General features: G+C 72.7%; 25 protein-coding genes. 11 read left to right on the top strand and 14 right to left on the bottom strand.

Going from position 1 to position 25,032, the window contains the following annotated elements:
- Positions 1 to 7 precede the first annotated feature (7 nt).
- Both ASF39_RS09640 and serB read right to left on the bottom strand, forming a co-directional pair.
- On the bottom strand, positions 8 to 475 hold the full coding sequence (locus ASF39_RS09640; protein ID WP_055886691.1) for a (2Fe-2S)-binding protein: 468 nt from the start codon (positions 473 to 475) through the stop codon (positions 8 to 10).
- A gap of 96 nt (positions 476 to 571) precedes the next feature.
- Positions 572 to 1,474, bottom strand: a complete 903-nt coding sequence (gene serB, locus ASF39_RS09635; protein WP_055886688.1) for a phosphoserine phosphatase SerB — start codon at positions 1,472 to 1,474, stop codon at positions 572 to 574.
- Positions 1,475 to 1,477: 3 nt separating this feature from the next.
- On the opposite strand from serB, the gene miaA reads away from it, so the two are divergent.
- The gene (miaA, locus tag ASF39_RS09630) at positions 1,478 to 2,422 is read left to right on the top strand and encodes a tRNA (adenosine(37)-N6)-dimethylallyltransferase MiaA (protein WP_056283169.1); all 945 of its coding nucleotides are present in this window, start codon (positions 1,478 to 1,480) and stop codon (positions 2,420 to 2,422) included.
- Here the strand turns inward: miaA and ASF39_RS09625 are convergent.
- On the bottom strand, positions 2,412 to 3,278 hold the full coding sequence (locus ASF39_RS09625; protein ID WP_055886683.1) for an NAD(P)-dependent oxidoreductase: 867 nt from the start codon (positions 3,276 to 3,278) through the stop codon (positions 2,412 to 2,414). The genes miaA and ASF39_RS09625 overlap by 11 nt on opposite strands.
- Before the next feature lie 85 nt (positions 3,279 to 3,363).
- Entirely contained in the window at positions 3,364 to 4,401 is a 1,038-nt protein-coding gene (gene moaA, locus ASF39_RS09620; RefSeq protein ID WP_055886681.1) for a GTP 3',8-cyclase MoaA, read from the bottom strand.
- Positions 4,402 to 4,582: 181 nt separating this feature from the next.
- Here moaA and ASF39_RS09615 point away from each other — a divergent pair, with 181 nt between their 5' ends.
- Together ASF39_RS09615 and ASF39_RS09610 are read left to right on the top strand one after the other, a co-directional pair.
- Positions 4,583 to 5,101 carry a DUF971 domain-containing protein gene (locus ASF39_RS09615; protein WP_056283166.1) on the top strand — a complete coding sequence of 173 codons (519 nt, stop codon included), beginning with the start codon at positions 4,583 to 4,585 and terminating at the stop codon, positions 5,099 to 5,101.
- A 131-nt stretch (positions 5,102 to 5,232) separates the two neighbouring features.
- Positions 5,233 to 5,559 (top strand): hypothetical protein, encoded by a 327-nt coding sequence (locus ASF39_RS09610; RefSeq protein ID WP_056283537.1) that lies wholly within the window; start codon positions 5,233 to 5,235, stop codon positions 5,557 to 5,559.
- A 111-nt stretch (positions 5,560 to 5,670) separates the two neighbouring features.
- Here the strand turns inward: ASF39_RS09610 and ASF39_RS09605 are convergent, their stop codons facing one another.
- The 3 genes from ASF39_RS09605 to ASF39_RS09595 form a co-directional block, all read right to left on the bottom strand.
- Positions 5,671 to 6,378, bottom strand: coding sequence for a hypothetical protein (locus tag ASF39_RS09605; RefSeq protein WP_056283161.1), 708 nt, complete (start codon positions 6,376 to 6,378; stop codon positions 5,671 to 5,673).
- Entirely contained in the window at positions 6,371 to 7,267 is an 897-nt protein-coding gene (locus tag ASF39_RS09600) for a PhzF family phenazine biosynthesis protein (protein WP_056283156.1), read from the bottom strand. The genes ASF39_RS09605 and ASF39_RS09600 overlap by 8 nt, the downstream gene beginning before the upstream one ends.
- Before the next feature lie 107 nt (positions 7,268 to 7,374).
- Positions 7,375 to 7,722, bottom strand: a complete 348-nt coding sequence (locus ASF39_RS09595) for a hypothetical protein (RefSeq protein ID WP_056283153.1) — start codon at positions 7,720 to 7,722, stop codon at positions 7,375 to 7,377.
- Between the two features lie 285 nt (positions 7,723 to 8,007).
- Between ASF39_RS09595 and ASF39_RS09590 the strand changes: the two genes are divergently transcribed.
- From ASF39_RS09590 to ASF39_RS09580, 3 genes are all read left to right on the top strand, one after another.
- Complete coding sequence (locus tag ASF39_RS09590) at positions 8,008 to 8,895, top strand: CoA ester lyase (protein ID WP_056283534.1); 888 nt, start codon at positions 8,008 to 8,010, stop codon at positions 8,893 to 8,895.
- Entirely contained in the window at positions 8,892 to 9,395 is a 504-nt protein-coding gene (gene dut / locus ASF39_RS09585) for a dUTP diphosphatase (RefSeq protein ID WP_055886667.1), read from the top strand. Before ASF39_RS09590 ends, dut begins: the two co-directional genes overlap by 4 nt.
- A 129-nt stretch (positions 9,396 to 9,524) precedes the next feature.
- Entirely contained in the window at positions 9,525 to 10,589 is a 1,065-nt protein-coding gene (locus tag ASF39_RS09580) for an HD domain-containing phosphohydrolase (protein WP_056283151.1), read from the top strand.
- 62 nt (positions 10,590 to 10,651) lie between these two features.
- Here the strand turns inward: ASF39_RS09580 and fabI are convergent, their stop codons facing one another.
- From fabI to ASF39_RS09555, 5 genes are all read right to left on the bottom strand, one after another.
- Positions 10,652 to 11,461 (bottom strand): enoyl-ACP reductase FabI, encoded by an 810-nt coding sequence (fabI, locus tag ASF39_RS09575; protein WP_056283148.1) that lies wholly within the window; start codon positions 11,459 to 11,461, stop codon positions 10,652 to 10,654.
- A 142-nt stretch (positions 11,462 to 11,603) separates the two neighbouring features.
- Positions 11,604 to 12,332, bottom strand: a complete 729-nt coding sequence (locus tag ASF39_RS09570; protein WP_055886658.1) for a sigma-70 family RNA polymerase sigma factor — start codon at positions 12,330 to 12,332, stop codon at positions 11,604 to 11,606.
- Between the two features lie 156 nt (positions 12,333 to 12,488).
- On the bottom strand, positions 12,489 to 13,319 hold the full coding sequence (locus ASF39_RS09565; protein ID WP_055886654.1) for a class II glutamine amidotransferase: 831 nt from the start codon (positions 13,317 to 13,319) through the stop codon (positions 12,489 to 12,491).
- Between the two features lie 91 nt (positions 13,320 to 13,410).
- On the bottom strand, positions 13,411 to 13,896 hold the full coding sequence (locus tag ASF39_RS09560; protein WP_055886651.1) for an MmcB family DNA repair protein: 486 nt from the start codon (positions 13,894 to 13,896) through the stop codon (positions 13,411 to 13,413).
- A 106-nt stretch (positions 13,897 to 14,002) separates the two neighbouring features.
- Positions 14,003 to 14,524, bottom strand: coding sequence for a DedA family protein (locus ASF39_RS09555; RefSeq protein ID WP_055887352.1), 522 nt, complete (start codon positions 14,522 to 14,524; stop codon positions 14,003 to 14,005).
- Between the two features lie 175 nt (positions 14,525 to 14,699).
- On the opposite strand from ASF39_RS09555, the gene pdxY reads away from it, so the two are divergent.
- Entirely contained in the window at positions 14,700 to 15,548 is an 849-nt protein-coding gene (pdxY, locus tag ASF39_RS09550; RefSeq protein ID WP_056283145.1) for a pyridoxal kinase PdxY, read from the top strand.
- Here pdxY and ASF39_RS09545 read toward each other — a convergent pair.
- A complete protein-coding gene (locus ASF39_RS09545) occupies positions 15,535 to 17,331 on the bottom strand; it encodes an ABC transporter ATP-binding protein (protein ID WP_056283142.1) in 1,797 nt (598 codons plus the stop codon). The genes pdxY and ASF39_RS09545 overlap by 14 nt on opposite strands.
- A 218-nt stretch (positions 17,332 to 17,549) precedes the next feature.
- Here ASF39_RS09545 and ASF39_RS09540 point away from each other — a divergent pair, with 218 nt between their 5' ends.
- From ASF39_RS09540 to ASF39_RS09525, 4 genes are all read left to right on the top strand, one after another.
- Positions 17,550 to 17,879, top strand: coding sequence for a hypothetical protein (locus ASF39_RS09540; RefSeq protein ID WP_056283138.1), 330 nt, complete (start codon positions 17,550 to 17,552; stop codon positions 17,877 to 17,879).
- Positions 17,880 to 17,949: 70 nt separating this feature from the next.
- Positions 17,950 to 19,374 (top strand): methyl-accepting chemotaxis protein, encoded by a 1,425-nt coding sequence (locus ASF39_RS21740; protein WP_156648441.1) that lies wholly within the window; start codon positions 17,950 to 17,952, stop codon positions 19,372 to 19,374.
- 243 nt (positions 19,375 to 19,617) lie between these two features.
- Positions 19,618 to 21,756, top strand: a complete 2,139-nt coding sequence (locus ASF39_RS09530; RefSeq protein WP_056283129.1) for a helicase-related protein — start codon at positions 19,618 to 19,620, stop codon at positions 21,754 to 21,756.
- A 435-nt stretch (positions 21,757 to 22,191) separates the two neighbouring features.
- Positions 22,192 to 22,386 carry an Rmf/CrpP family protein gene (locus ASF39_RS09525; RefSeq protein ID WP_055886636.1) on the top strand — a complete coding sequence of 65 codons (195 nt, stop codon included), beginning with the start codon at positions 22,192 to 22,194 and terminating at the stop codon, positions 22,384 to 22,386.
- Positions 22,387 to 22,393: 7 nt separating this feature from the next.
- On the opposite strand, the gene hrpB is transcribed toward ASF39_RS09525, so the two are convergent.
- On the bottom strand, positions 22,394 to 24,898 hold the full coding sequence (gene hrpB, locus ASF39_RS09520) for an ATP-dependent helicase HrpB (protein ID WP_056283126.1): 2,505 nt from the start codon (positions 24,896 to 24,898) through the stop codon (positions 22,394 to 22,396).
- Positions 24,899 to 25,032: the final 134 nt, after the last annotated feature.

Genomic DNA, 25,032 nt, shown 5'->3' with positions numbered 1-25,032 from the left:
TGCCCCCTCAGCCGCGGCCGGCTTCGCCGCGCTCGGCGGCGAGCTTGATGCCGGCCAGCACCCGCGTGTAGGTGCCGCAGCGGCAGATGTTGGTGATCTCGGAGCGGATCTCGGCCTCGCTCGGGCGTGGGTTCTGCGCCAGCAGCGCGGCCGAGGCCATGATCATCCCGGGCTGACAGAAGCCGCATTGCGGCACGTCGAGCTCGCCCCAAGCCTTCTGCACCGGGTGCGAGCGGTCCGCCGACAGGCCCTCGATCGTCACGATCTTCTGGTCCGCCGTCACGCTCGACACCGGCATCGAGCAGGAGCGCACCGCCGCCCCGTCGATGTGGACCGTGCAGGCCCCGCATTGGGCGATGCCGCAGCCGTACTTCGTGCCGGTGAGGCCGGCCTGCTCCCGGATGACCCAGAGGAGCGGCGTTTCGGGTTCGGCATCGACCTCGCGGACGACACCGTTCAGGTTCAGCCGGATCATGCTTCGTCTCCGCGCTCGGCCCCAGACAGGCTCTTCGATCACACCAGTAGATGGGCAACGCGAAGGTTTTGCAACGCCGCCTGGCGACGCAGCCGCTCAGGCCGCCGTCACGAACTCGCTCGCCGCGAACCCCTGCAGGTAGAGCAGCGCCGTGAGGTCGCCGTGGTCGATCTGGACGCGGGCGGCCGCCGCCACCTTGGGCTTGGCCCGGAAGGCGACACCGAGCCCGGCCTCGGCGAGCATGTCGAGGTCGTTGGCGCCATCGCCCACCGCCAGGGTCTCGGCCGGGTCGAGGCCGAACCGCGAGCGCAGGGCGATCAGCGTGGCCCGCTTGGTCTCCCGGCCGACGATGGGTTCCTCCACGGTGCCGGTGAGGCGTCCGTCGCGCACCCCCAGCGTCGTGGCATGGGCCTCGTCGAAGCCGATCGCCGCCGCGATCGGTCCGGCGAACAGGGTGAAGCCGCCCGAGACGAGGCAGGTGTGGACGCCATGCGCCTTCAGGGTTCGAACGAGGGTGAGTGCGCCCGGCGTCAGGGTGATCCGGTCGCGGATCAGCCCTTCGATGGCGGCGAGCGGCAGGTCGGCGAGCAGTGCCACGCGCTCGCGCAGCGCCGGCTCGAAGGCGATCTCGCCCCGCATCGCCCGCTCGGTGATGGCCGAGACGCGGGCGCGCAGGCCGATCGTCTCGGCGAGTTCGTCGATGCACTCCTGCTCGATCATGGTGGAATCCATGTCGGCGAGGAACAGGCGCTTGCGCCGATGGCGCCCCACGGGCAGCACCGCCACGTCGAACGGCTCGGCCGCGAAGGCGGCGCGCAGGCGCCGCGCCAGGGCAGGGGCCGCCGCCGCCTCGCCCGGGATCAGCAGTTCGGCGGCGATCTCGCCGTTGAGGATGCGCGGCTGGTGCTCGGTGGCCATCACCGCCCGCGCCTCGGCCAGGACCGCATCGGTGATGGCGGGCCGGGATTCGTTTGCTATCAGGGTGGCGACGAGGGTCATGTCGTGAGCGTCCCCACCTTGCCGACCCGGAACGGACTGGCCGCGATCCTCATTGCAGGGCCCACCGCCTCGGGCAAGTCGGGGCTGGCCCTCGACCTGGCCCGCCGGCTCGGCGGGGTCGTGGTCAACACCGATTCGATGCAGGTCTACGCCGACCTGCGCCGGCTCTCGGCGCGCCCGAGCCCGGCCGAGGAGGAGGGCGTGCCCCACCGCCTCTACGGGCACGTCGACGGCGCCGTGAATTATTCCGCCGGGCACTTCGCCCGCGATGCCGCGTGTCTCCTGACGGAGTTGGAGGCAGTGGGGACCCTGCCGGTCTTCGTGGGCGGCACCGGCCTGTACTTCCGGGCCCTGGAGGAGGGCCTGTCCGATCTCCCGGCGGTGCCGGACCCGGTGCGTGCCGCCATCCGCGCGCGGGCCGAGGGATGCCCGACCGAGGCGCTCCATGCCGATCTCGCCGGCGTCGATCCGGCCGGGGCCGCGGCGCTTCGCCCGAGCGACCGCGCCCGGATCATGCGCGCCCTGGAGATCCATGCCGCCACCGGCCGGCCGATCGCCGCCTTCCACGGCGAGCGCAGGCCCGGGCCGCTGGCCGGCCGGCCCCTCCTCAAGCTGTTCCTGTCGCCGGAGCGCGAGACCCTGCGCCGGCGCATCGACGACCGCTTCGTGGCGATGATCGCGGACGGCGCCCTCGACGAGGTCGCGACCTTGCGCGAGCGCCGCCTCGACCCGCTCCTGCCGATCATGCGGGCGCACGGCGTGCCGGGGCTGATCGCTCATCTCGACGGCGAGATCGGGCGGGACGAGGCGATCCGCCGGGGGCAGGCCGACACCCGCCGCTACGCCAAGCGCCAGTTCACCTGGTTCCGCCACCAGATGGGATCGGAGTGGCTGTGGACGGACCCCGACGCGGCCCTCGCCCTGGCGCTGGCCCGCCTCAGCGCTTGAGGCGGGCGAGGAGGCTCGAGGTGTCCCAGCGGTGGCCGCCCATGGCCTGCACGTCGGCGTAGAACTGGTCGACGAGGGCGGCCACGGGTAGCTGCGCGCCGTTGTGGCGGGCCTCCGCCAGCACGATGCCGAGATCCTTGCGCATCCAGTCGACGGCGAAGCCGAAGTCGAACTTGGCCGCGTTCATGGTCTTGCCGCGGTTCTCCATCTGCCAGGAGCCGGCGGCGCCCTTGGAGATCACGTCGAGGACCGCTTCCACGTCGAGCTCGGCGGATTGCGCGAAATGGATCGCCTCGGCGAGCCCCTGCACGACGCCGGCGATCGCGATCTGGTTGACCATCTTGGTGAGCTGGCCCGAGCCGGCCGGCCCCATCAGCCGCGACGCCTTGGCGTAGGACAGGATCGCCGGTTCGACGGCCGCGTAGACGGCCTCCTCGCCGCCGCACATCACGGTGAGGGTGCCGTTCTCCGCGCCGGCCTGACCGCCGGAGACGGGTGCGTCGACGAAGCCGAGGCCGGACTTTTCCGCCACCGCCGCCAGCGCCCGGGCGATCTCGGCCGAGGCGGTGGTGTGGTCGACGAAGGTCGCGCCCTTGTCCATGCCCGAGAAGGCGCCGTCCTCGCCCATCGTCACGCCGCGCAGGTCGAGGTCGTTGCCGACGCAGGCGAACACGATCTCCTGGCCCTGCGCCGCCTCGTAGGGGGTCGGCGCGGAGCGGCCGCCGTGCTGGGCGACCCACGCCTCCGCCTTGGCGGCGGTGCGGTTGTAGACGGTGACGTCGTGGCCGTGCTTGACGAGATGCCCGGCCATCGGGCCGCCCATGACACCGAGACCTAAGAACGCGACCTTGGCCATGACCTGCTCCGAACGGTAAAACTACCGCAGCGGTCTAAGCCTCATTCCACGGTCTGTCATACGGTCGACCTGAAAAAATCCGTGCTCAGCCGCCGGTCACGCTCATGTGGCGGGGCACCGCCGCGGGCCGGGCCCGTTCGATGACGAAGTCGTGGCCCTTGGGCTTGCGGGCGATGGCGTCGATCACCGCCTGGGTGACCAGCGCGTCGTCGGGCGAGGCGCGCAGGGCCGCGCGCAGGTCGGCCGCGTCCTCCTGCCCGAGGCACATGTAGAGCTTGCCGGTGCAGGTGAGCCGCACGCGGTTGCAGCTCTCGCAGAAATTGTGGGTCAGCGGCGTGATGAAGCCGAGGCGGCCGCCGGTCTCCGCGATGCGGACGTAGCGGGCCGGGCCGCCGGTGCGGTCGGGCAGCGGCACCATGGTGAAGCGGCTCTCGAGCCGCGCCCTCGCCACCGAGAGCGGCAGGAACTGGTCGGTGCGGTCGCCCTCGATCTCGCCCAGCGGCATCACCTCGATCAGGGTCATGTCCATGCCGTCGCCGTGCGCCCAGGCGATCATGTCGGCGAGTTCGTCCTCGTTGACGCCCTTGAGCGCCACCGCGTTGATCTTGACCTTGAGGCCGGCGCGGCGCGCCGTCTCGATCCCGTCGAGCACCACCTTGAGGTCGCCGCGGCGGGTGATCGCCTTGAACTTGGCCGCGTCGAGGGTGTCGAGCGAGACGTTGACGCGCTTGACGCCCATCGCCGCCAGGTCGCCGGCGAAGCGCCCGAGCTGGGTGCCGTTGGTGGTCAGCGTGAGTTCGTCGAGGGCGCCGCTGTCGAGGTGGCGCGAGAGGCGGCCGAACAGGTGCATGATGTCGCGGCGCACCAGCGGCTCGCCGCCGGTGATGCGCAACTTGCGCACGCCGCGCCCGATGAAAACCGCGCAGAGCCGGTCGAGCTCTTCGAGGGAGAGCAGGTCGCCCTTGGGGAGGAACTGCATGTCGTCGGACATGCAATAGACGCAGCGCAGGTCGCAGCGGTCGGTCACCGAGATGCGCAGGTACGTGATCGCCCGCTGGAACGGGTCGATCAGCGGCATCGCCACCGGTGCGGACGGACGGGAGACGGCGTGGGGAGCGTCCATGCTGGACTCGCGACTGGAACCTGGGGACAGGGTATCGGTATTGCCGCGTGACGAACCTGGCATGCCACGCCATATGATGCGTCGCGGGCCCATGAGCAAGCGCGCGCCTCGGCGCGCCGGGGTTGTCACGGCCGCAGGCCTGCTGGGCAGGCCTTTCTGGGCAGGCCTTCTGGGGATGACCATGACCGATCAAGCGACGACCCGGCCGATCGTCGAGCAGCAGGTGTCCGGCGGCACCGAACGCTGGCCCACCGAGATCCGCCTGTCGGGCGACAAGCGCACGCTCACCGTGGCCTTCGAGGACGGCGGCCGCTTCGCGCTGCCGGCGGAATACCTGCGGGTATCCAGCCCATCGGCGGAAGTGCAGGGGCATTCGCCGGCCGAGCGCAAGGTGATCGGCGGCAAGGTCGACGTGGCGATCCTGGCGGTGGAGCCGATCGGCAACTATGCCGTGAAGCTCACCTTCGACGACATGCACGACACCGGCCTGTTCGGCTGGAGCTACCTGTACGACCTCGGCCGCGAGTACCGGAAGCGCTGGCCGATCTACCTCGCCGAACTGGAGGAGCGCGGCCTCACCCGCGAGCCGGCCAGACGGTCGGTGGCCAAGCCGACAGCTGCCAAGCCGGCCGCGGCCAAGCCGGCCACCGACGAGCCCGCGGGCGGCGGAAGCTGCGGCAGCGGTTGCGGCTGTCATTGAACCGCAAGCCCGGCGAATGCCCCGGCGTGTTCCGATCCCACGAGTCCCCGCTCCCGAGATTGACCCGGCCCGAGCCTGGCGGCACAACCCCGCCAATTCTGTCGCCGTCGGATGAGGACATTGCCGTGACGATCCAGCCATCGAGCCGTCTGCTGGCCCTTGTCCTGTCAGCCGGTGCCCTCGCGGGGTGCCAATCGACGGCGAGCGCCCCGCCACCGGCCGCAGTGACGGCGGCTCCGGCCGCCGTCGTGCTACCGCAGGGGTCAGGGTGCGGCCCGGCCATCGCCAGGACGCAGGCGGTGGTGGAGAGCGATGTGGCGACCGGCAACCTCAACAAGCCGGTCGGCGACCGCTTCCAGGCCGACCTGAGCGTGGCGGCCCAGGCCTGCGCCGCCGGCCGCGACCGCGACGCCTCCGGCCTGCTCGCGGCGGCCAAGGCCCGCTACGGCTACCCGTAAGGGGCATCGTACCATTTCCGGGTGATCACTTCGTGATGCGGACATGGGCTTCGCTCAGGCGCCGCGCGGGCTCGGTGATACGGTTCCCGCTCGATCCAAGCGGAAACCGTATCACCCACCGAAGGCGTGGCCGAGCGCGGCCCGTACGAAGCCCGGCATCCGCGCGGGATCGATGTCGCCGGTCCTGCGCGCGATCGTGAAGCCGGCGAGTTCCGGTGCGGCTTCCGCCCGGCGGTGGCGGTCCATCCGGGCCACCAGCGTATCGGCGTCCTCGAAGAAGTCGATCTCACGCAGGAACGCGAGCTGGCCGTCGCCCTGCCAGAGGGTCCAGCGCTCGGGCGCGCCGTCTGGCACCGCCATCCCGGTCTCCTCGGTGAACTCCCGCGCGGCGCTGCCCGCGAGATCGACGCGACCGTCCGCTCTCAGATCGTCGAGGTCGGGGGTGCCGCAGGGGAAGTACGCCTGGCCGGCATTGGCGGTGTGGCCGCCCATGATGCCGAGGATCACGGCGCCGTCCGCCGAACGCGGCACGACCGCGGCGAAGACGTTCTTCACGCCGCCATCGGGCGAGCCGGCGTCGCGGTGCCCGAGGAAGCAGGCGTAGCGCGTCTCGAACAGATCGAGCCGGCAGGCCCCCTCCGTCACTTCCCAGCCGCAGGCGAGGAAGACCCGGCCGTCGAAGATGCCCGGCCGCTCGGCCATCCGGCGCGCCCAGTTCCGGGTGACGAAATCCGCCGCCTCGCGCGCCCACGGCCAGTCGTGGGCGACGCGGCGCGCGGCGATGCGGCTCACGGCGTGCCGGGTGAACGCCTCAGGCATGCAGGGTGCCTTCGGTCACGACCACCGCCGAGCCGGAGATCTCCACCGTGCGCAGGGCGCCCGACGCGATCGTGAGCTGGACCCCGATCGCGCTCGGCCGCCCCATCGCCACCCCTTGCGTGATCGCCACGTCGTGGGTGCCGTCGCCGAGGGGCTCGAACTGCATCATCACCCCGGCGAAGGCCGCCGCCGCCGAGCCGGTGGCCGGATCCTCCGGCACCCCGAGGTGGGGCGCGAACATCCGCGCGAGGTAGCGATGGCCGATCCCCTCCGGATCGACCGCGTAGAGGTAGAGGCTATCGACCGTCTCCAGGGCCGCGAGGCCCGCCGGATCGACCGTCGCGGCGTCGAGGGCGGCGCCAGTGGCCACCGGCACGAAGGTGAAGCCGTGGCCGATGCCGTGCCGGCTCGGGACGTGGAGACCGAAGCCGATGTCGGAGGCCGATAGGCCGAGGGCCGCGGCCAGGGCCTCGCGGGCCGGCGCCTCGCCGCGGTACTCGGGCATCACCGGCAGGGTGAAACGGGCGCGCCCGCCGTTCGCGCGGGTCTCGACCACGCAGGAGATCACGCCGATCTCCTCCTCCAGGCCGAAGGCGCTGGCGTCGGCGAGCCCCGCCCGCCCGTCCTGCAGCGCCAGCAACACGGCCGTGCCGATGGTGGGATGGCCCGCGAACGGCAGTTCCCGCGCCGGCGTGAAGATGCGCAGCCGCGCCTTGCGCCGGGGCTCGTCGGGGGGCAGCAGGAACACCGTCTCGGAGAGGTTGAACTCGCGCGCGATCCTCTGCATCGCCGCCCCGTCGAGCCCCTCGGCCTCGAGGACGACGGCCAGCGGATTGCCGGAAAACGGCGCCTCGGTGAAGACGTCGAGGGTAACGAAGCGGCGTGCCATGGGCTGTCCTTGCGGCGAGGTGGCGGATCGGGCCGCAGGATAGCCTGCCCTCGCCCCCGGCGCATGCCCCGGGCGAGGCCTCCGATCGCCACCGCAGGCCGGTCGTCTCAGGCGGGCGGGCCGTTCTCGGCCGTGTCGCGGCCCGCGTCCCGCGACGCCTCGGCCCGGCCCTGCTCGCGTGCGGCCATCATCAGCGCGGCGATCTGGCTCGCCGTCGCCTCGTAGGTGGCGGTGCCCTCGACCCTGCGAAACCCGTGGAGCAGCGCGGTCTCGATCAGGGCGTTCTCGGCCTCGCTGCCGGGCGACGGCGACGCCGGGGGAATGCGACCGGTGTCGCGGAAAGTCCTGGCGCGGCGCAGGCCGACGTAGATCTGTTCGATGAGGACATGGCCGCTCCAGTCGTCGTCGATGGTGATGACGCTGGCGCCGTGGTGGATCGCGATGGGAAAGGTCATGCCGGCTCCGGCCCCTCGACGGGCGTCTCGTGAACGCTCGGTCCGGTCCATGGACGTGCGCTCCTGCCCGGGCAAGCGCCGGCGCGCGGGTTGAAACCCGCTGCCCGGACCGGTATCGCCGTCGTGGCGATTCCGTCTTCGGCCCAGGGCTCCCGCGGACCTCGGCGCTTCGTCCCGTGACAGCCGGGCGATGTCGAGGCACCGGTGCCGATGGACGGCCCTCACGCGCAGGTCAGTCCCAGGTCGGTCAGTCCCATGTCGGTCAGCCCCACGTCGGTCAGCCACTTGTCCGAGATCCGCCCGCGTCGCAGCGTGCTTTCCATGCCGGGCTCCAACGCCCGAGCCCTGGAGAAGGCCCGGACCCTTCCCACCGATGTCGTGATGATCGACCTTGAGGATGCCGTCGCCCCCGAGGTGAGGACGCAAGCGCGTGCCGCCGTGGCCGCGGCCGTCGCCGCGCGCGGCTTTGGGCGCCGCGAGGTGGTGGTGCGCATCAACGCCCCCGACACTCCCGCCGGCGAGGCCGATCTCGCCGCCATCGCCCCGGCCGGCCCCGACGCCATCGTCGTGCCCAAGGTCTCCGGCCCCGACGTGCTGGTGAGCGTCGGCTCGCGCCTGCGGCGGCTCGGCGCCCCCGACAGGACCCGGCTGTGGGCGATGATCGAGAGCCCGATGGCGATCCTCGAGATCGGATCGATCGCCAGCGCCGCGCGCGACGTCGATTCGCGCCTCGCCTGCCTGATGGTGGGTCCCAACGATCTGGCCAAGTCCAGCCGCCTGCGCCTGGGCGTGCCCGGCCGGGCGGCGCTGCTGCCCTGGCTGATGACCGCCCTCGTGGCCGCCCGCGCCTACGAGATCGACATCGTCGACGGCATCTACAATTCCTTCACCGATGCCGAGGGGTTCCGGGCCGAGTGCGAACAGGGACGCGATTGCGGCTTCGACGGCAAGATGCTGATCCACCCGAGCCAGATCGAGCCCGCCAACGCCATCTTCGGCCCGACCGCCGAGGAGATCGCCGAGGCACGGGCCATCATCGCCGCCTTCGCCGAGCCGGAGAACGCGGGCCGCGGCGTCATCCCGTTCCGGGGGCGCATGGTCGAGCGCCTGCACGCGGTCGAGGCCGGCCGCACCGTGGCCATGGCCGAGGCGATCGCGGCCCTTTCGGCGTGACCGGGGCGCCGCCGGATCTGCGCATCGCGGTCCGCCTTCACGACGCGCGGCTGCGGGACTGGGGCTTTCCGCGCTGGGGCTCGGCCGGGGCCGCGGGCCTCGACCTGCATGCCTGCCTCGACGCGCCTGTGACGCTGCTGCCGCAGGCGCCCCCGGTGCTGGTGCCGGCGGGGTTCTCGGTGCGGATCGGCGATCCGGACTGGTGCGCCCTCGTCGTCCCGCGCTCCGGCCTCGGGCACAGGAGTGGCCTCGTCCTCGGCAACACGGTGGGCGTCGTCGATGCCGATTACGAAGGCCCGCTCCTGATCTCGGCCTGGAACCGCAACCCGCCGGGTGCGGCGGATGCCGACATCGTGATCGCGCCCGGCGACCGCATCGCCCAGCTCGTCTTCACGCGGGTCGTGCGCCCGCAGATCACCATCCTGGACGGCGGTTCCGGTGGCGAGGCGCCGGGCACGCGGGGGACCGGAGGCTTCGGGTCCACCGGAATTCGTCCTTGACCGTTGCCGGCTCGCGACGACTTTCAGCCTCGCTTAACCGGTTGTGAGCCAAGGTCTCACGGTGCCGCAGCCTCTCGGGCCCCATGCGGCGCGGCGCGATCCGTGGCGGACGGTTTCGGACAGGCAGGCATGGCGGCAGATCCCGAACCTTCGCAGATCGCCATCGTCTGCGCCGCCACGCCGACCGATCTCGTCCTGGCCCTGCGCCCCCTCGACGCCGCCCTGCGGGTCATCGAGGGAGCCGGCACGGCGGCGGATCACCTGCGCGACCCGGCGGTGGATGTGGTCGTCGTCGAACACGGCACCGGCCTCGACGGGCTCGGCCTCGCGGCGGCGCTGCGCGGCGAGCCCGATCTTGAAGAGACGCCCATCATCCTGATCGTCCCGGCCGAGGGCGGCCCGTCGCGGCGGGAGGGCATCGCCGCCGGCGCCACCGACGTCGTCCTGGCGCCCTACGATGCCTTCGACCTCCAGATCCGCACCCGCAACCTCGCCGCCCTGTCGCTGGCGCGCCGGCAGGCGGAGCGCCAGGCCCGGTCGATCCATCGGGTCGTGAACCGCGCGGTGGCGGAATCGGCCCAGCGCGAACGCGAGATCATCCGCCGTCTCATGCTGGCGGCGGAGTACCGCGACGACCAGGCCGGCGACCACCTGACCCGGGTGGCGGGCTGCGTCATCGCCATCGCCGAGGGCCTCGGCCTGTCGGAGGCGGACGCCAACGACATCGCGCTCGCCTCGACCATGCATGACATCGGCAAGATCAGCATCGCCGACGACATCCTCATGAAGGCCGGCCCGCTCACCCCGGCCGAGCGCGACGAGATGAACCAGCACGCCCTGCGCGGCTACCAGATGCTCAACGACAGCCCGTCCCACCTGCTGCAACTCGCCTCGGAGATCGCGCTCACCCACCACGAGCGCTGGGACGGCACCGGCTACCCGCAGGGGCTGGCGGGCGACGAGATCCCGCTCTCGGGCCGCATCATCGCGGTGGCCGACGTGTTCGACGCGCTGATCTCGGAGCGGGTCTACAAGCGCGCCTGGCCCGTGGACGAGGCGCGCCGCCACCTCGAGGATAACGCCGGCACGCATTTCGACCCGGCCTGCATCGCCGCCTTCGTCTCGCGCTGGGACGACATCGTGCTGCTCACCCAGGAGCGCCCGACCGTGGCGGTGACCGCGTCGGCGGCCTGAAGCGTCGGACCGAAGGGCGGCTGCCGGCCTTCGGAAAAATCCGGTGTGCTACAGAGCCCGCCTCACCCCGCATCCTGCCCCAAATCCTCGGGGCGCGGCATCGCGATGATGCTGTAGCCGGCATCGACGAAATGGACCTCGCCGGTGACGCCGCCGGAGAGGTCGCTGAGGAGGTAGAGGGCCGAGCCGCCGACCTCGTCGAGGCTCACGGTCCGCCGCAGGGGCGCATGCGCCTTCTGGTGGGCGAACATCGCGCGGGCGTCGCCGATGCCGGCACCGGCCAGCGTCCGCATCGGCCCGGCCGAGATCGCGTTGACGCGGATGCGGTCGGGGCCGAGATCGGCCGCGAGGTAGCGCACCGAGGCCTCGAGGGCGGCCTTGGCCACCCCCATCACGTTGTAGTTGGGCATCACACGGGTGGCGCCGCCGAAGGTCAGGGTCAGGAGCGCGCCGCCTGGCCGCATCATGGGTGCGGCGCGCTGGGCCACCTCCGTGAAGGAGAAGCACGAGATCGTCATCGTGCGCGAAAAGTTCTCGCGGGTGGTGGCGTCGACGTAGCGGCCCTTGAGCTCGGCCTTGTCGGAGAAGCCGATGGCGTGGACCACGAAGTCGATGCCCTCGGGGAAGCGCTCTCCCAGGGCGGCGAACACCGCGTCGACGCTGGCGAGATCCTCGACGTCGCAGGGCAGCACGATATCCGACCCGACGGAGGCGGCCAGCGGCGCCACGCGCTTGCCCAGGGCCTCGCCCTGGTAGGTGAAGGCCAGCGCCGCCCCGTGGGCGTGCAGCGTCCTGGCGATGCCCCAGGCGATCGAATGGTCGTTGGCGACGCCCATGATCAGGCCGCGCTTGCCTGCCATCAAACCCGTCATGCGTGTCCTCTCGTGGGCGATCCGGTTCTGAACGACCGGATTCGCCGGAAGTGTCGGTGATCCGAAATCCGCTTGATTGCTTCGCACTGCGGATTTCGGCTTCGCTCAGGCGCCGCGCGGGCTTGGTGATACGGTTGCTCGATCAGTCCTTGGGCATCGCCGACTGGATCAGCCGGTCGGAGCTTAGGTCTTCCTCGTCGTAGCCCAGGAGTTCGGCGAGGCGCCCGCGGGCGCGGCTGACCCGACTCTTCACGGTGCCGACCTTGCAGCCCATGATCGCGGCGGCCTCCTCGTAGGAGACGCCCTCGGCGCCCACCAGCACCAGCGCTTCGCGCTGGTCGGGCGGCAGCTTGGCCAGCGCCGTCTGCAGGTCCTCGACGTCGAGGCGGTCGCCCTGGTGCGGGGCGGTGGCCAGGCGCGCGGCGTAGGAGCCGTCCTGGTCCTCGACCTCGCGCACGCGCTTGCGATGGTCCGAATAGAAGATGTTGCGCAGGATCGTGAACAGCCACGCGTTCAGGTTGGTGCCCGGCTGGAAGCGGGCGCGGTGCTGCCAGCCCTTCAGCAGCGTGTCCTGGACGAGGTCGTCGGACCGGGCCGGGTTGCTGGTGAGCGAGAGGGCGAAGGCCCGCAGGGACGGCACGGCCGCGAGCAGCCCGTTGCGGAACTCGGGCTCGATCGCCTCGCCGCGGGCCTTGAGGGCCGCTTCCAGCTTCTCGATGAGTTCGGCGAATCGGCTCGGTTGGTCGTCCGTGGGCAACCGGTCGTAGATCGTGCGCAGGTGCTCGCCGAGGTGCGTCCGGATGGTCGCCGTCAGGTTGGGACGTCCATCGGCGGCGTCACCGCCGGTCGTCTCGATCACGTCGCGTGTCATGGCTCGTGGCGTTCTGATCTGGTCGGAAAGGGACCGGCGACCGGCTTCCCGGCGCGGGGTGAGGTATCGCGGCGGTCCGCTACCGGCCGGGATGCCCATCGTGTCGAAGAGGGTTGTAGCGCATCGCGGGCGGTGACGCACCCCGTATGCTCAAGCTCAAGCTCCTGCCACGGCGCCCGTCGCCACCGGCCGGACCGCGACCGCCCGCCGCGCCCCGGGCTTGAGCACCCGCACCGCCCCGTCGCGCAGGGACAGGACATGGCCGCGCTCCACATGCGTCCAGCACTCGTCGCGGGTCAGGGCCGTGGTGGCGACGACGGTGACCACGTCGGACGGTCCCGTCTCACGGGAAAAATCGACCCGCCAGTCCTCGTCCACCAGGGTGGCGGTGCCGAAGGGCGCGCAGCGGGTGAGGTAGCACAGGCGCTTGCCGCAATGGGCGTAGAGGGTGCGGCTGTCGGACAGCAGCATGTTGAACACGCCGAGCCCGTGGAGTTCGGCGCAGAGGTCGGCCACCGCCCGGTCGAGCTGGGCCGAGGTCGGCAGTTTCGGCCAGCGCGCCTGCAACTGGTCCATCATCCAGCAGAAGGCGTGTTCGCTGTCGGTGGAGCCCACGGGCTTGAACCAGGTCAGCGGCCAGCCCTTCACGCCGCGCAGTTGCCCGTTGTGGGCGAAGGTCCAGCGCCGGCCCCACAGCTCCCGGCTGAAGGGGTGGGTGTTCTCCAGCGCGACCCGGCCGCGGTTGGCCTTGCGGACGTGGGCGATGACGATGCGGCTCTTGATGGGAGCGTTGCGCAGGAGCTTGGCGAGTTCCGAGCGCGCGCTCGGCTCGGGCTCGTGGAAGGCGCGGCAGCCGCGCCCCTCGTAGAAGCTGATCCCCCAGCCATCCGCATGCGGCCCGGTCTCGCCGCCCCGGCGGGCCAGCGCCGCGAAGGAGAAGCGGATGTCGGTGGGCACGTTCGCGCTCATGCCGAGCAGTTCGCACATGGTGTGGGGGCGATTTCTTTGGAAGAAGGGAAAACCCGCAGCAGGCGGGCAGGCTTAAGGGCCTTTGCGGAATCCCACAACGCGCCTTCGCCTACAACGCCCCCTCGCGGATCGCTCCGGGGTCGGCCAGCGCATGCAGCAGCCGCGCCGCGTTGTGGGCAAAGCGCAGGGTCACGGCCTTGCGCCGGGCGCCGCTCAGGGGATGCTCCGGCCCCTCGCGCAGGATCATCGCCCCGAACGCATCGGCGACGATGAGGCCGGTCTCGGCCGGGATCAGCGACTCGGGCAGGGTCTCGGGGATCGCGAACAGGAAGCGGTCGCAATAGGCCCGGTAGTCCGGCCATTTCCTGTCGGCGCGAAAATCCGCCACGCTCGACTTGATCTCGACGATGGTGAGCCGCCCGGCCGGGCACAGGGCGATGACGTCGGCACGGCGTCCGCCCGCGAGGGTGAACTCGGGGATGGTGACGTGGCCCATCTCGCGAAACAGCCGCCGGACTCCGCGCTGGACCTGCAGCGCGGTGGCCGATTGCCGGCGGTCGGGGGGAAGGACGACGTGGGCGAGGGAGGCGGACATGCGCGGCGCGGGGGCGTGTGACGGCGTCCCGAAACGGGACGGCGCCCCTCAAGAATCAGGTCGCGGCGCCGTTGTCACCTGCGGCGTCGTTCCGTCAGCCCGCGCCTCACCCGCGAAAGTACGTGAACAGCCCGGCGCCGGGCGCCAGCATCGCGAAGGCCCAGACCAGTGCGGAGAGCACGTTGGCCACCTGGAACGGCAGGCGGGCCACGCCGAAGGCGCCCGCGATCAGGGGCACCACCGCGCGGGCCGGCCCGAAGAACCGGCCGACGGCCACGCCCATGGCGCCCCAGCGCCGGCAGAAGTCCTCGCCGCGCGCCACCATGTCGGGGTAGCGGCTCATCGGCCAGAGCCGCTTGGTGGCATCGGTGTAGTGGCGCCCGACCTCATAGGAGAGCCAGTCGCCGAGGATCGCGCCGAGGGCGGCGGCCAGCACCACCGGCCAGAACGGGATACCCACCGCCCCCATCAGCGCGCCGATTCCGATCAGCAGGACGGTGGAGGGCACCAGCAGCGACAGGAATGCCAGCGATTCGCAGAAGGCGAGCACCCCCACCACCAGGGGCGTCCACTCCTTGTTGGCTTCTACGAAGGCGAGGCTCGCGGTCTTGATGGCGTCGAGGTCGATGAAATCGAAGGTCATGTCGGCTTTCAGCAGATCGTGTCCGCTTTCAAAAGGTCATCGGCCGCCTTCATACGGGGGCGGGGTCGCACCGCAAGCCCGCAGATCGTTTCCCCGGCGGGCGGTGCAAGGACGCCACGAACCGGCTAGAGCGCGGGCTGCTCGCAAACGGTCGGCCCCCATGAACATCCTCTCGATCCAGTCGCACGTCGCCTACGGCCATGTCGGCAACGCCTCGGCGGTATTCCCGATGCAGCGCCTGGGCGTCGAGGTCTGGCCGATCCATACGGTGCAGTTCTCCAACCACACCGGCTACGGCGCCTGGCGCGGCAACGTCTTCGACGGGCCCTCCATCGAGGACCTCGTGGCGGGGATCGCCGAGCGCGGGGTGCTCGGCACCTGCGACGGGGTGCTCTCGGGCTACATGGGGTCGGCCGACATCGGCACCGCCATCGTGCGGGCGGTGGCGGCGGTGCGGGCCGCCAACCCGAAGGCGCTCTATTGCTGCGACCCGGTGATGGGCGACACCGACCGGGGCGTCTACGTCCGCCCCGGCATCCCCGACTTCATGCGGGGCCAGGCGGTACCCGCCGCCGACATCGTCACCCCCAACCAGTTCGAGCTCGACCACCTCTCGGGCCTGGCCTCCACCAGCCTCGCGGCGGCCAAGCGCGCCGTCGCGACGGTCCAGGCGATGGGGCCGCGGGTGGTGCTGGTGACCTCGCTCATCACCGATGCGACGCCGGCCGATGCCATCGACCTCCTGGCGGCCGAAGGCGGCGCGTACTGGCTCCTGCGCACGCCCCGGCTCGACCTCGGCGTCAACGGCGCCGGGGATGCCATCGCGGCGCTGTTCCTGGTGCATTACGCCCGCACCGGCTCGGCCGCGGTCGCGCTGGGGATGGCGGGCGCCTCGGTCTACGGCCTCCTGCGCCGCACGGCGGAGGCCGGCTCGCGCGAGATCCTCACGGTGGCGGCCCAGGACGAGTTCGTGACCCCGACGACGACGTTCCCGGTCACGCCGGTGTAGCGGCGCCGGCCTCCTGCGCCGGCGCCAGCACGGCGGGCGAGAGGGAGGGGATCACCGCGGCCGGCGGCCCCGAGGCGACGATGCGGCCGGCCTCCAGCACGTGGACCGTGTCGGCCCGCTCGAGGCTCGCCAGCCGGTGGGCGATGAGGATGAGGGTGCGCCGGCCGGCGAGCGCATCGAGGGCGGCCATCACCGCCGCCTCGGTCTCTCCGTCGAGGGCGGAGGTGGCTTCGTCGAACACGATCACGTCGGGGTCGTGGTAGAGGGCTCGCGCGATGCCGAGGCGCTGGCGCTGGCCGCCGCTGAGCCGGGCGCCGCGCTCGCCGACGCGCTCGCCGTAGCCGCCGGGCAGGGCGGCGATCACCGCGTCGAGGCCGGCCAGGCCGGCGGCCCGGCGCACGGCGTCGTGGTCGACGGCCTCGGGCGGGACGCCGAGCGCGATGTTCTCGGTGACGGTGCCGTCGATCAGGAACACGTCCTGGGGCACGTAGCCGACCCGGTTCTGCCAGGCCGGCAGGGTCGCCTCGTCGAGGAAGACGCCGTCGACGGCAATGGTGCCCGAGGTCGGCGTCAGGATGCCGAGGACGAGGCCGACGAGCGTCGACTTGCCCGAGCCCGTGCGCCCCACGAGGCCCACCGTGGTGTGGGCGGGGATCGTCAGGTCGAGGGCCGAGAGCGTCCGCCGGCCGGGCTCGTAGTCGAACGACACGCCCGCCAGCCGGATCTCGCGGGCGAAGGGGAGGGTGTCACCCGTGCGCGGCGGCACGCTGCGCTCGCCGGCGAGTTCGTCCACCACCACCCGCACCGCCGGCAGGTAGAACCGCAGCAGCGACAGCGACAGGAAGATGTTCTGGAAGGCCGGCAGCATCCGGTAGCCGGCGAAGGCGAACAGCCCGAGCAGCGGCAGCAGCCCGGCGGTGTCGAGCCCCTGCGACAGGGCGAACAGCACCACCGCGACGACCCCGCCGAAGGCCAGCGATTCCATGACGAACCGGGGAAGCTGGCCGGTCAGCAGGCTGGCGGCGGTGGCCCTGGCGTAGGCGCGGGCGGGGCCGTCGAAGCCGGCGGCGAAGGCCTCGGCCCGGCCGTAGAGCTTGAGTTCGGTCAGCGCCCCGAAGGTCTCCTGCACCACCCGGTAGCGCCGCTCGTTGTCGGCCACGGCCTTGGCCCCCAGCCGTGCGAGGCGGGCGCGCATGACGAGGTAGAGGGCGACGTAGAGGCTACCGAAGCCGCCGCCGAGGATGAGGGCGAGCCGCGGCGCATAGGCCATCAGGAAGCCGATCACGGCCAGCGCCGAGAAGCTGCGCGAGGCGATGACGGTGGCCGGCGTCAGCACGCCGACCACGAGGCGGTCGGTTTCGCTGAGCACGTTCTTGGCGAGTTCGGCGCTGTTGGCGCGGGCGAAGAACAGGCGCTCGCGGGCGAGGTAGCGGGCGAGCAGGCGCCGGGCGAGGCCGTAGCCGGTGAGGTTGGTGAACAGCAGCGTCGCGAAGGTGAGCCCGGCGTTGATCAGGCTCGTCGTCAGGATGGCGAGCAGCGCCGCCGCCCCCATCGCCATCAGGAAGGTGCGGTCGTCCGTCAGTCCCATCGTGGCGCGCAGGGCGGCCAGATACGGCACCTTGGCCGCCGCCGAGGGATCCCCGACCAGGGTCAGGAACGGCACCACCGAGGCGACGCCCACGACTTCGAACAGGGCGGCGAAGGCCAGCCCCATTGCCAGCAGGGCGAGCCGCCGCCGCTCGTGGGGCCGCAGGATGCGGACGAGGTCGATCAGCGCGCGCATCGCGGATACGGGCTTTCGGTCACGGCCGGGGCGGGGCGGGGGCGGTCCATCTGGCTCAGCGCGATAGAGGCGGGGGGCGCCGGTGTCCATGGCACGGGGGGAGGGGGCTCCGGCCGGCGGCCTGGCGGGAGGCTGCACCCCCCAAAAGCCTGGCGCGGGCCGCGACGATTGGAGAAAGGCTTAAACCAATCTTGATCTATGTGTTGAATTCTGTCCGCATGAGTTGGCGCATCGTCGAAAACTGCCTCCAGTCCGCCGCCATAGCCTTCGTGCTGCCGCTCCTGGCGGTCTCGCCCGCTCGCCCCGGCGCGGCGGTCCTCGTCCTGGTGGCGCCCTGGGCCGGGCCCGACCGGGCGATCGGCCTGATCGCAGCGGCCGAGGGTGAGATCGTGCGCGGCACGGCGATGTCCTGGCTCGCCGTGGCCCGATCGGACCGGCCCGATTTCGCGGCGAGGCTGAGGCGCGCCGGTGCCTGGATGATCTTCGATGCGTCGGGGGTCGGCGGTTGCGACCCGCAAAGGCGAGACGAAACCAAAGCGAGAGACTGACGAGATGCACGTAGCCATCAGCACATCCGGCGATACCCTCCATCGCATTCGGTCCTCGGCCGGTTTGGCGATGATCGGGTTCCTCTGGGCCAACGCCGTCCTGGTGGTCGGCGCCAACGTCTGGCGGGAGACCTTCGCCGCGCCGGGGCTCGCCGGTGCCTCGCTGGCGCTCGCGGCGGTGCCGACCTGGCTGGCCTACCGGACCCCGGCCGACCCGCGCACCCGCATCGTCGCCAGCATGGCGCTGGCCGCGCTCGTGGCGGTGCTGGTGGCGGTGTTCCAGCCCGCCGGCGGTGCGCCCACCATCCAGGGCGACCTGCACATGTACTTCTTCGCCTGCCTCGCCATCACCGCCGCCTTCGTCGACTGGAAAGCCCTGGTGGCCTTTTCCACCGTCGTGGCCGTGCATCATCTCGGCCTGTCGCTGCTGATGCCGAGCCTGGTCTTCCCGAACGGGGGCGGCCTCGACCGTGTCGCCGTGCACGCCGTGATCCTGGTGGCCCAGACCGCGGTGCTGGCGTGGCTGGTGTTCCAGGTCCAGGCCGGGCTGGCCGCGGGCGATGCCCTCGTTCGGACCAGGGGCGAGAAGGACGAGGCCGACGCTCTCCGGGCGGAGGCGCAGGCCCTGGCGCGCAAGGAGGAGGTTCGCGCCGCGTCGGTGGAGGGCCGGGTGCGCGCGTTCCAGGGGGCGGTCGCCGGCGTCGTCGCGGCCATCGAGGCGGCGCTCGGCCGGATGGGGGCGAGCACCGCCGCGATGGTGGAGGTCGCAGGACGCACCGCCGCGGATACCGACGGCGCCACCGACTCGTCCCGCCGCGCCGGGCAGAACGTCAGCCGCGTGGCATCCACCTGCGGCGGCCTGACGGCGGCGGCCGAGGAGCTCGCGCAGCACCTGGCGGCGACCAACGCCGTCACCCGCGCCGCCGGCGAGGAAGCCCGCCAGACCGGCGAGACCGTCGCCAAGCTCATGGCCTCCGTCGAGAGGATCGGCTCGGTGATCACCACCATCCGCTCGGTCGCCGAGCAGACCAACCTCCTCGCCCTCAACGCCACCATCGAGGCGGCGCGGGCCGGCGAGGCCGGGCGGGGCTTTGCCGTGGTCGCCGCCGAGGTCAAGGAGCTCGCCGGGCAGACCGCCCGCTCCACCGAGGAGATCGCCGCGCAGATCCGCGACGTCCAGGGTGCCACCGAGCAGTCGGTGGCCTTCATGCGTGCCTTCGCCACGCGCATCGGCGACGTCGAGCGCACCGCCGGCGCCATGGTCGAGGCGATCGACCGGCAGCGCGCGGCGACGCGGGCGATGGGCACCGACATCGAGGCTGCCCTCGACGACGCACGCGCCGCCACGACGCAGGTGACGGCGGTCTCCCAGGCGCTCGGCACCACCGAGGCCGCCATCGGCGACGTCCAGGGCTCGGCCGATGCCGTCCACCGCCAGGTCGAGATCCTGCGGGAGGTCACCGCCGGCTTCGTGCGCGATCTCGACGCCGCCTGAGAGCGAGGGCGCGCCGCGGCCCGTGCGGCGCAGGCCTTCGACCGGCGATCGCCGCCGGGACGGGCCGTCCCGCTTTCTCCCGCGCGACCGGCGATGCGCCCCTCGCCGCGGCCCGTCCTCCCGTGGGATACCGTCGGGGCGCCAAGGCAGCCATGCCGCGGCGCGGGTTTTCGAGGGGAAGCCGGTTTTCGTCGGGAAACCGATGACCACTTTCCCCGATACCCGCTCTGGGACGGAGGATCGATGGCACGCAAGCGCAGACGGGCGACAGCCGAGATCCTGGTGGAGGCGCTCTGGCGGCTGGGACACGATGCGGCCGCCGTCGATCTCGCGGCCCTCCAGGCCCGGCTCGGCCTGCCCGACGTCGACGGGTGGGTCGAGGACGAGGCGGTGGCTCAGGCACTGGCGACGCGGGCGCCGGTGCCGGCCGAGCGCGTGGCCGAGGTGGTCCGCGCATGTCCCGGAATCAGGGGCGGGCTCGGCCCGAACGGGGGTCCGGAGTGGCGCGTCACCGCGACGATCCCGATCCTCGACGACGGCCGGGCGGACCTGCGCATCGACGCGACGCCCGAGCCCGGCGCCGTCGAGATCCTCGATGCCATGGCACGGCGCAACGATCCGAGCTGGCGGCGCGACGAGCTCGTCCGGCTCGTGGCGGCCGCGCAGGCGGGGATCGAGCGCGCCCTGCGCCGGCCGGTGGAGCGCCTGCGCGGCCAGGTCGCCGCGGACCTCGCCGAGGTCGGCGCCGACGCCGTCACCTACATCGCCCACCTCGACCGCTCGCTGCGCTCGCGCCGCTTCGCCTACGGCCCCGACCTGCCGGGCGCCCTCGTCGAGACCCTGAAGCCGGTGCGCAGCCGCGGGCGGGTGCTGGCGCAGGAAAACTCCCGCCAGCGCCGCCTGCGCGACCGGATCGGCTTTGGCACCTACATCGACCGCTTCGGCGCCGCCCGCCGGCTCGGGCGGCGCATCGTCTTTCACATGGGGCCGACCAATTCGGGCAAGACCTACGCCGCGCTGCGCCATCTCTCGCAGGCCGCCACCGGCTGCTACCTCGCGCCCCTGCGCCTCCTGGCGCTCGAGAACTACGAGACCCTGGTCGAGCGCGGCCTGCGCGCCGGCATGGTCACCGGCGAGGAGGTGCTGGGCGAGGCCGACCCGAGCCACACCGCCCGCACCATCGAGACCGCCGACCTGCGCCGCCCGGTGGACGTGGCGGTGATCGACGAGATCCAGATGATCATGGACCCGGACCGCGGCTGGGCCTGGACCAACGCGCTGTTCGGCATTCCCGCCCGCACGGTCGTCGTCTGCGGCTCGGAGGACGCGCTGTCCTACGTGCGCCGCGCCGCGGAAGCGGCCGACGAATCCCTCGACGTGGTCGCCTTCGCGCGCAAGACGCCGCTCCACCTGATGGACGAGCCGGTGCCCCTCGATCGCGTCGAGGCCGGCGACGCCGTCGTCGCCTTTTCGCGTCGGGCCGTCCACGAGAACCGCCAGGCGCTCATCGCCGCCGGCCACAGCGTCGCGACGATCTACGGCGCGCTCTCGCCGGAGGTGCGGCGGGCCGAGGCCGCCCGCTTCCGGTCGGGGGAGGCGCAGGTTCTGGTGACCACCGACGCCGTGGGCATGGGCCTCAACCTCGGGCCGCTCAAGCGCGTCGTGTTCTCGGCGGTGCGCAAATGGGACGGCACCGCCGATCGCCCGCTGACCCACTCGGAGATCCGGCAGGTCGCCGGCCGGGCCGGACGCTACGGCCACCAGGAGGCGGGCTACGTCGCCGCCCTCGACGAGACCGGGATCGCGCCGTTGCGGGCCGCCCTGGGCGGTGCCCTGACCGCGCCGGCGGCGGACCCGCGCTTCTACGTCCGGCCCGACCTCATCGCCATCGAGGCCCTGGCCGCGGAGATGGGCACCGACAGCCTGCACGCGGTGCTGAGCCGGTTCGCGCTCGCCACCTTCTACGAGGGCTCGCCGTTCCAGCCCGCCGACCAGGCCGAGATGCTGGCGGCGGCCGAACGCACCGACCGGGTTCCCCTCGCCCTGGCCGACAGGTTCGTCTTCGCGGTCTGCCCGATCGACCGGCGCGACGCCGTCTCGGTGGCGGTCCTCGACCGCTGGATGGAGGCATGTTCGCTCGGCGCGGCGGTGCCGGCGCTGCGGCCGGGCGCGTCCGGCGACCTCGCCGAGCAGGAGCGACTGGTCAAGCTCGCCAGCGCCTATCTCTGGCTCGGGCGCCGCTTTCCGGACGTCTTCGTCGCCCTCGACGAGATGCGGGCGATGCGCGGGGCCGCCAACGCGGCGATCGAGGCCTACCTCGTCGCCACGGCCGCCGCGAAGGCCACCGGCCGCCGCCCGCGTGGTCCGACCCCGCCCGCTTGAATCAAGCGGGAACCGTCTCACCGAGCCCGCGCGGCGCCTGAGCGAAGCCCATGTCCGCATCACGACGTGATCAACCGGAAATGGGATGAGACCGACCGGCACTATCGTGCCGGTCGGGACCCGCGCCGGATTACAGCGGTGCGGACTTCTTCATCGCCATGCGGTGCATGACGGCAAGACCGAGCCAGGGACCGACGAAGACCAGGAAGTAGAAGAAGCTCATGCTCTCGCTCCCGTCCGAACGCAGCCGGAAATGTCCCGCTGCCCGGAACGATAAGTCATGAAGGCGGGGTGGAGTTCAACATGTCGGTCCCCCCGCGACGGCCGGCGATTCCGGGTGGGCGCGACGCCGGGGCGAAGTCGGTCCGTGACCCATGTCCCCTCGTCGCGCGTTGCCGCAGCACCCGACGAGTACCGGCAAGCGAGGAGAACACGATGAGCGACGGCGCCACCGCCAGCGATAGCCCCTTCATCCAGGGACGCAACGCCCGCCTCTATGGCAAGACCCGCGAGAGCTGCCCCTACGGCGAGGGGACCGACGACCGGGCCGCCTGGCTCGAGGCCTTCGACGAGGCGGCCGACGACGGCCGGGAGGGAACCACGACCGCGGGCGACGCGACGCCGGCCTGAGGCCGGCTCACGTCCCGCGCGGCTTGGCCCGGCGGGTCGGCGGTTCGGCGATCGGGTCCTCGGGCCAGGGATGGCGTGGGTAGCGGCCGCGCATGTCGGCCCGCACGCCGGCCCAGGAGCCGCGCCAGAACCCGGGCAGGTCGCGGGTGATCTGGATCGGGCGGGAGGCCGGCGAGAGCAGGTGGAGCACCAGGAGCACCCGCCCGCCGGCCAACGCCGGATGGCGGTCGAGGCCGAACAGTTCCTGCACCCGCACCGCCAGCACCGGCCCGCCCTCCACCTCGTAGTCCACCGGGATGCGCGAGCCGGTGGGCACCTCCACATGGGTCGGGCAGGCGCTATCGAGGCGGGCCCGCAGGTCCCAGGGCAGCAGCGCGAGCAGGGCGCGGCCGAGGGTGTCGGCGGGGATCGCGTCCACGCTCGTCACGCCGACGAGCTCAGGGGCGAGCCAGTCCGGTGCCGTCTCGGCCAGTGCCGCGTCGGACAGGTCCGGCCACGGCTCGCCCTCGGCCGCGCGCATGAAGCCGACGCGGGCCCGCCACTGCGTCAGGGCCGGCGTCCACGGCAGCGCCGCGATGCCGATCCGTGCGACCCCGCGTGCCAGGATCTCGGCCGAGGCCGCATCCGCCGGCACCGGCAGGGTGCGCTCGGCCAGCGTCACCGCACTCAGCCGGCGGGTGTTGCGGGCGCGTAGCGCCCGCGCCGCCGTGTCGAAGCTCACGGTGGTCGTCGCCTCGATCCGGTCGGAAAACAGGGCCTCGATCGCCTCCGAGGCGATGGCGGCCCCGGCCAGGATGCGGGCGTTGCCCGCGGCCCCCGCGAGGTCGGCCACCACGATGTAGGTCTCGCGTGCCAGCGCCGAGGCCGGATCGAGCCGTCCGCCGCGGCCGTTGGCGAGGACGAACTCGCCCTCGCGTCCCCGTGCCCTGGCGATCCGGTCCGGATAGGCGAGCGCCAGCAGCGGGCCGGCCTCGCGCAGATCGGGGCCGCCGCTGCCGTCGGGGTGTGACTCGGCCTGTCGCTCGGCCTGCCGCGCCCAGCCGTCGGCGAGCCGGCGCATGTCGGCGGCGCGCTGGCCGCGGTCGCCGGCGAAGCGGTCGACCCGCTCGGCGAGGTCGGCGCCGTCGCCGCCCAGGCCCCGTTCCACCAGCACGGCCGCCAGGCGCGCCGCCTGCGCCGCCGCGCCGAGGCCGGCCGCGCCCACCACCATGCGGGCCAGCCGTGGCGGCAGCGGCAGGGCGCGCAGGCGCCGCCCGGAGGCGGTGAGACGGCCCTCGTCGTCGATGGCCGCGATGGCCCGCAGCATGGCGCCGGCTTCGTCCAGCGCCGGGGCCGGCGGCGGGTCGAGGAAGGCCAGCGTGCGCGGGTCGAGGACGCCCCAGGACGCGCAATCGAGCACGAGCCCGGCGAGATCCGCCGCCAGGATCTCCGGCCGGCCGAACGGGTCGAGGGCCTGCGTGGCGGCCTCCGCCCAGAGCCGGTGGCAGACGCCGGGCTCGGTGCGCCCGGCGCGGCCCCGGCGCTGGTCGACCGAGGCGCGCGAGGCCCGTGCGGTGACGAGGCGGGTGAGCCCGGTGGCCGGCTCGTAGAGCGGCACCCGCGCCAGCCCGGAATCCACCACGATGCGCACGCCCTCGATGGTCAGCGAGGTCTCGGCGATGCTGGTGGCCAGCACCACCTTGCGCCGGCCCGCCGGAGCGGGGGAGACCGCCCGGTCCTGCTCGGCCGGGGTCAGGGCGCCGTAGAGGGGCGCGACCTCGGTGTCGGCCGGAACCCGCCCGTCGAGGAGCCCGGCGACGCGGCGGATCTCGCCCTGGCCCGGCAGGAAGGCGAGCACCGAGCCCGGATCGGCCCGCAGGGCCCGCAGGATCGCCTCCGCCATCGCGTCCTCGATGCGTCCGTCGGGAGAGCGGGGATGGTGGCGGGTCTCGATTCCGAAGGCCCGGCCTTCCGATTCGATCACGGGGGCCTCGCCCAGGAGCCGCGCGACGCGGGCCCCGTCGAGGGTCGCCGACATGACGAGGATGCGCAGGTCCGGCCGCAGGGCCCCCTGCGCGTCGAGGGCCAGCGCCAGGCCGAGGTCGGCGTCGAGGGAACGCTCGTGGAACTCGTCGAACAGGACCGCGCCGACCCGCGCGAGCTCCGGATCGTCGAGGATCATGCGGGTGAACACGCCCTCGGTCACCACCTCGATGCGGGTGCGGGAGGAGACCTTCGAGCCCAGGCGCACGCGCAGGCCCACGGTCTCGCCGACCGCTTGGCCCAGCGTCGCGGCCATGCGCTCGGCCGCCCCCCGGGCTGCGAGGCGGCGCGGCTCCAGCACGATGATGCGGGCCCTCTCCCCGAGCCAGGGCGCGTCGAGCAGGGCGAGCGGGACGCGGGTGGTCTTGCCCGCGCCCGGAGGCGCCACCAGGACTGCGCTCGTCGCCCTCTCCAGGGTCGCCCGCAGGCGGGGCAGCACCGCATCGATGGGGAGCGGGTGGTCGGTCGGGGCGGGAGTCACCGGTGCCATGGTCCAGGCTCCTGCGACGCGGTTTCGCGAACCGCAAGGGGGCGTGCCGGCGCGACGGCGACGGTGGCTCGGACGGGCGCGGCGGACCGACACGTCGGGCGCGGCGTAACAATCCGATGCGCGCCCTTCAAAAA

It is taken from the genome of Methylobacterium sp. Leaf108, assembly GCF_001423265.1.
Lineage (GTDB): Bacteria > Pseudomonadota > Alphaproteobacteria > Rhizobiales > Beijerinckiaceae > Methylobacterium.
Note: the sequence above shows the minus strand (reverse complement) of the source record. Positions and strands in the feature narration are given on the sequence as shown.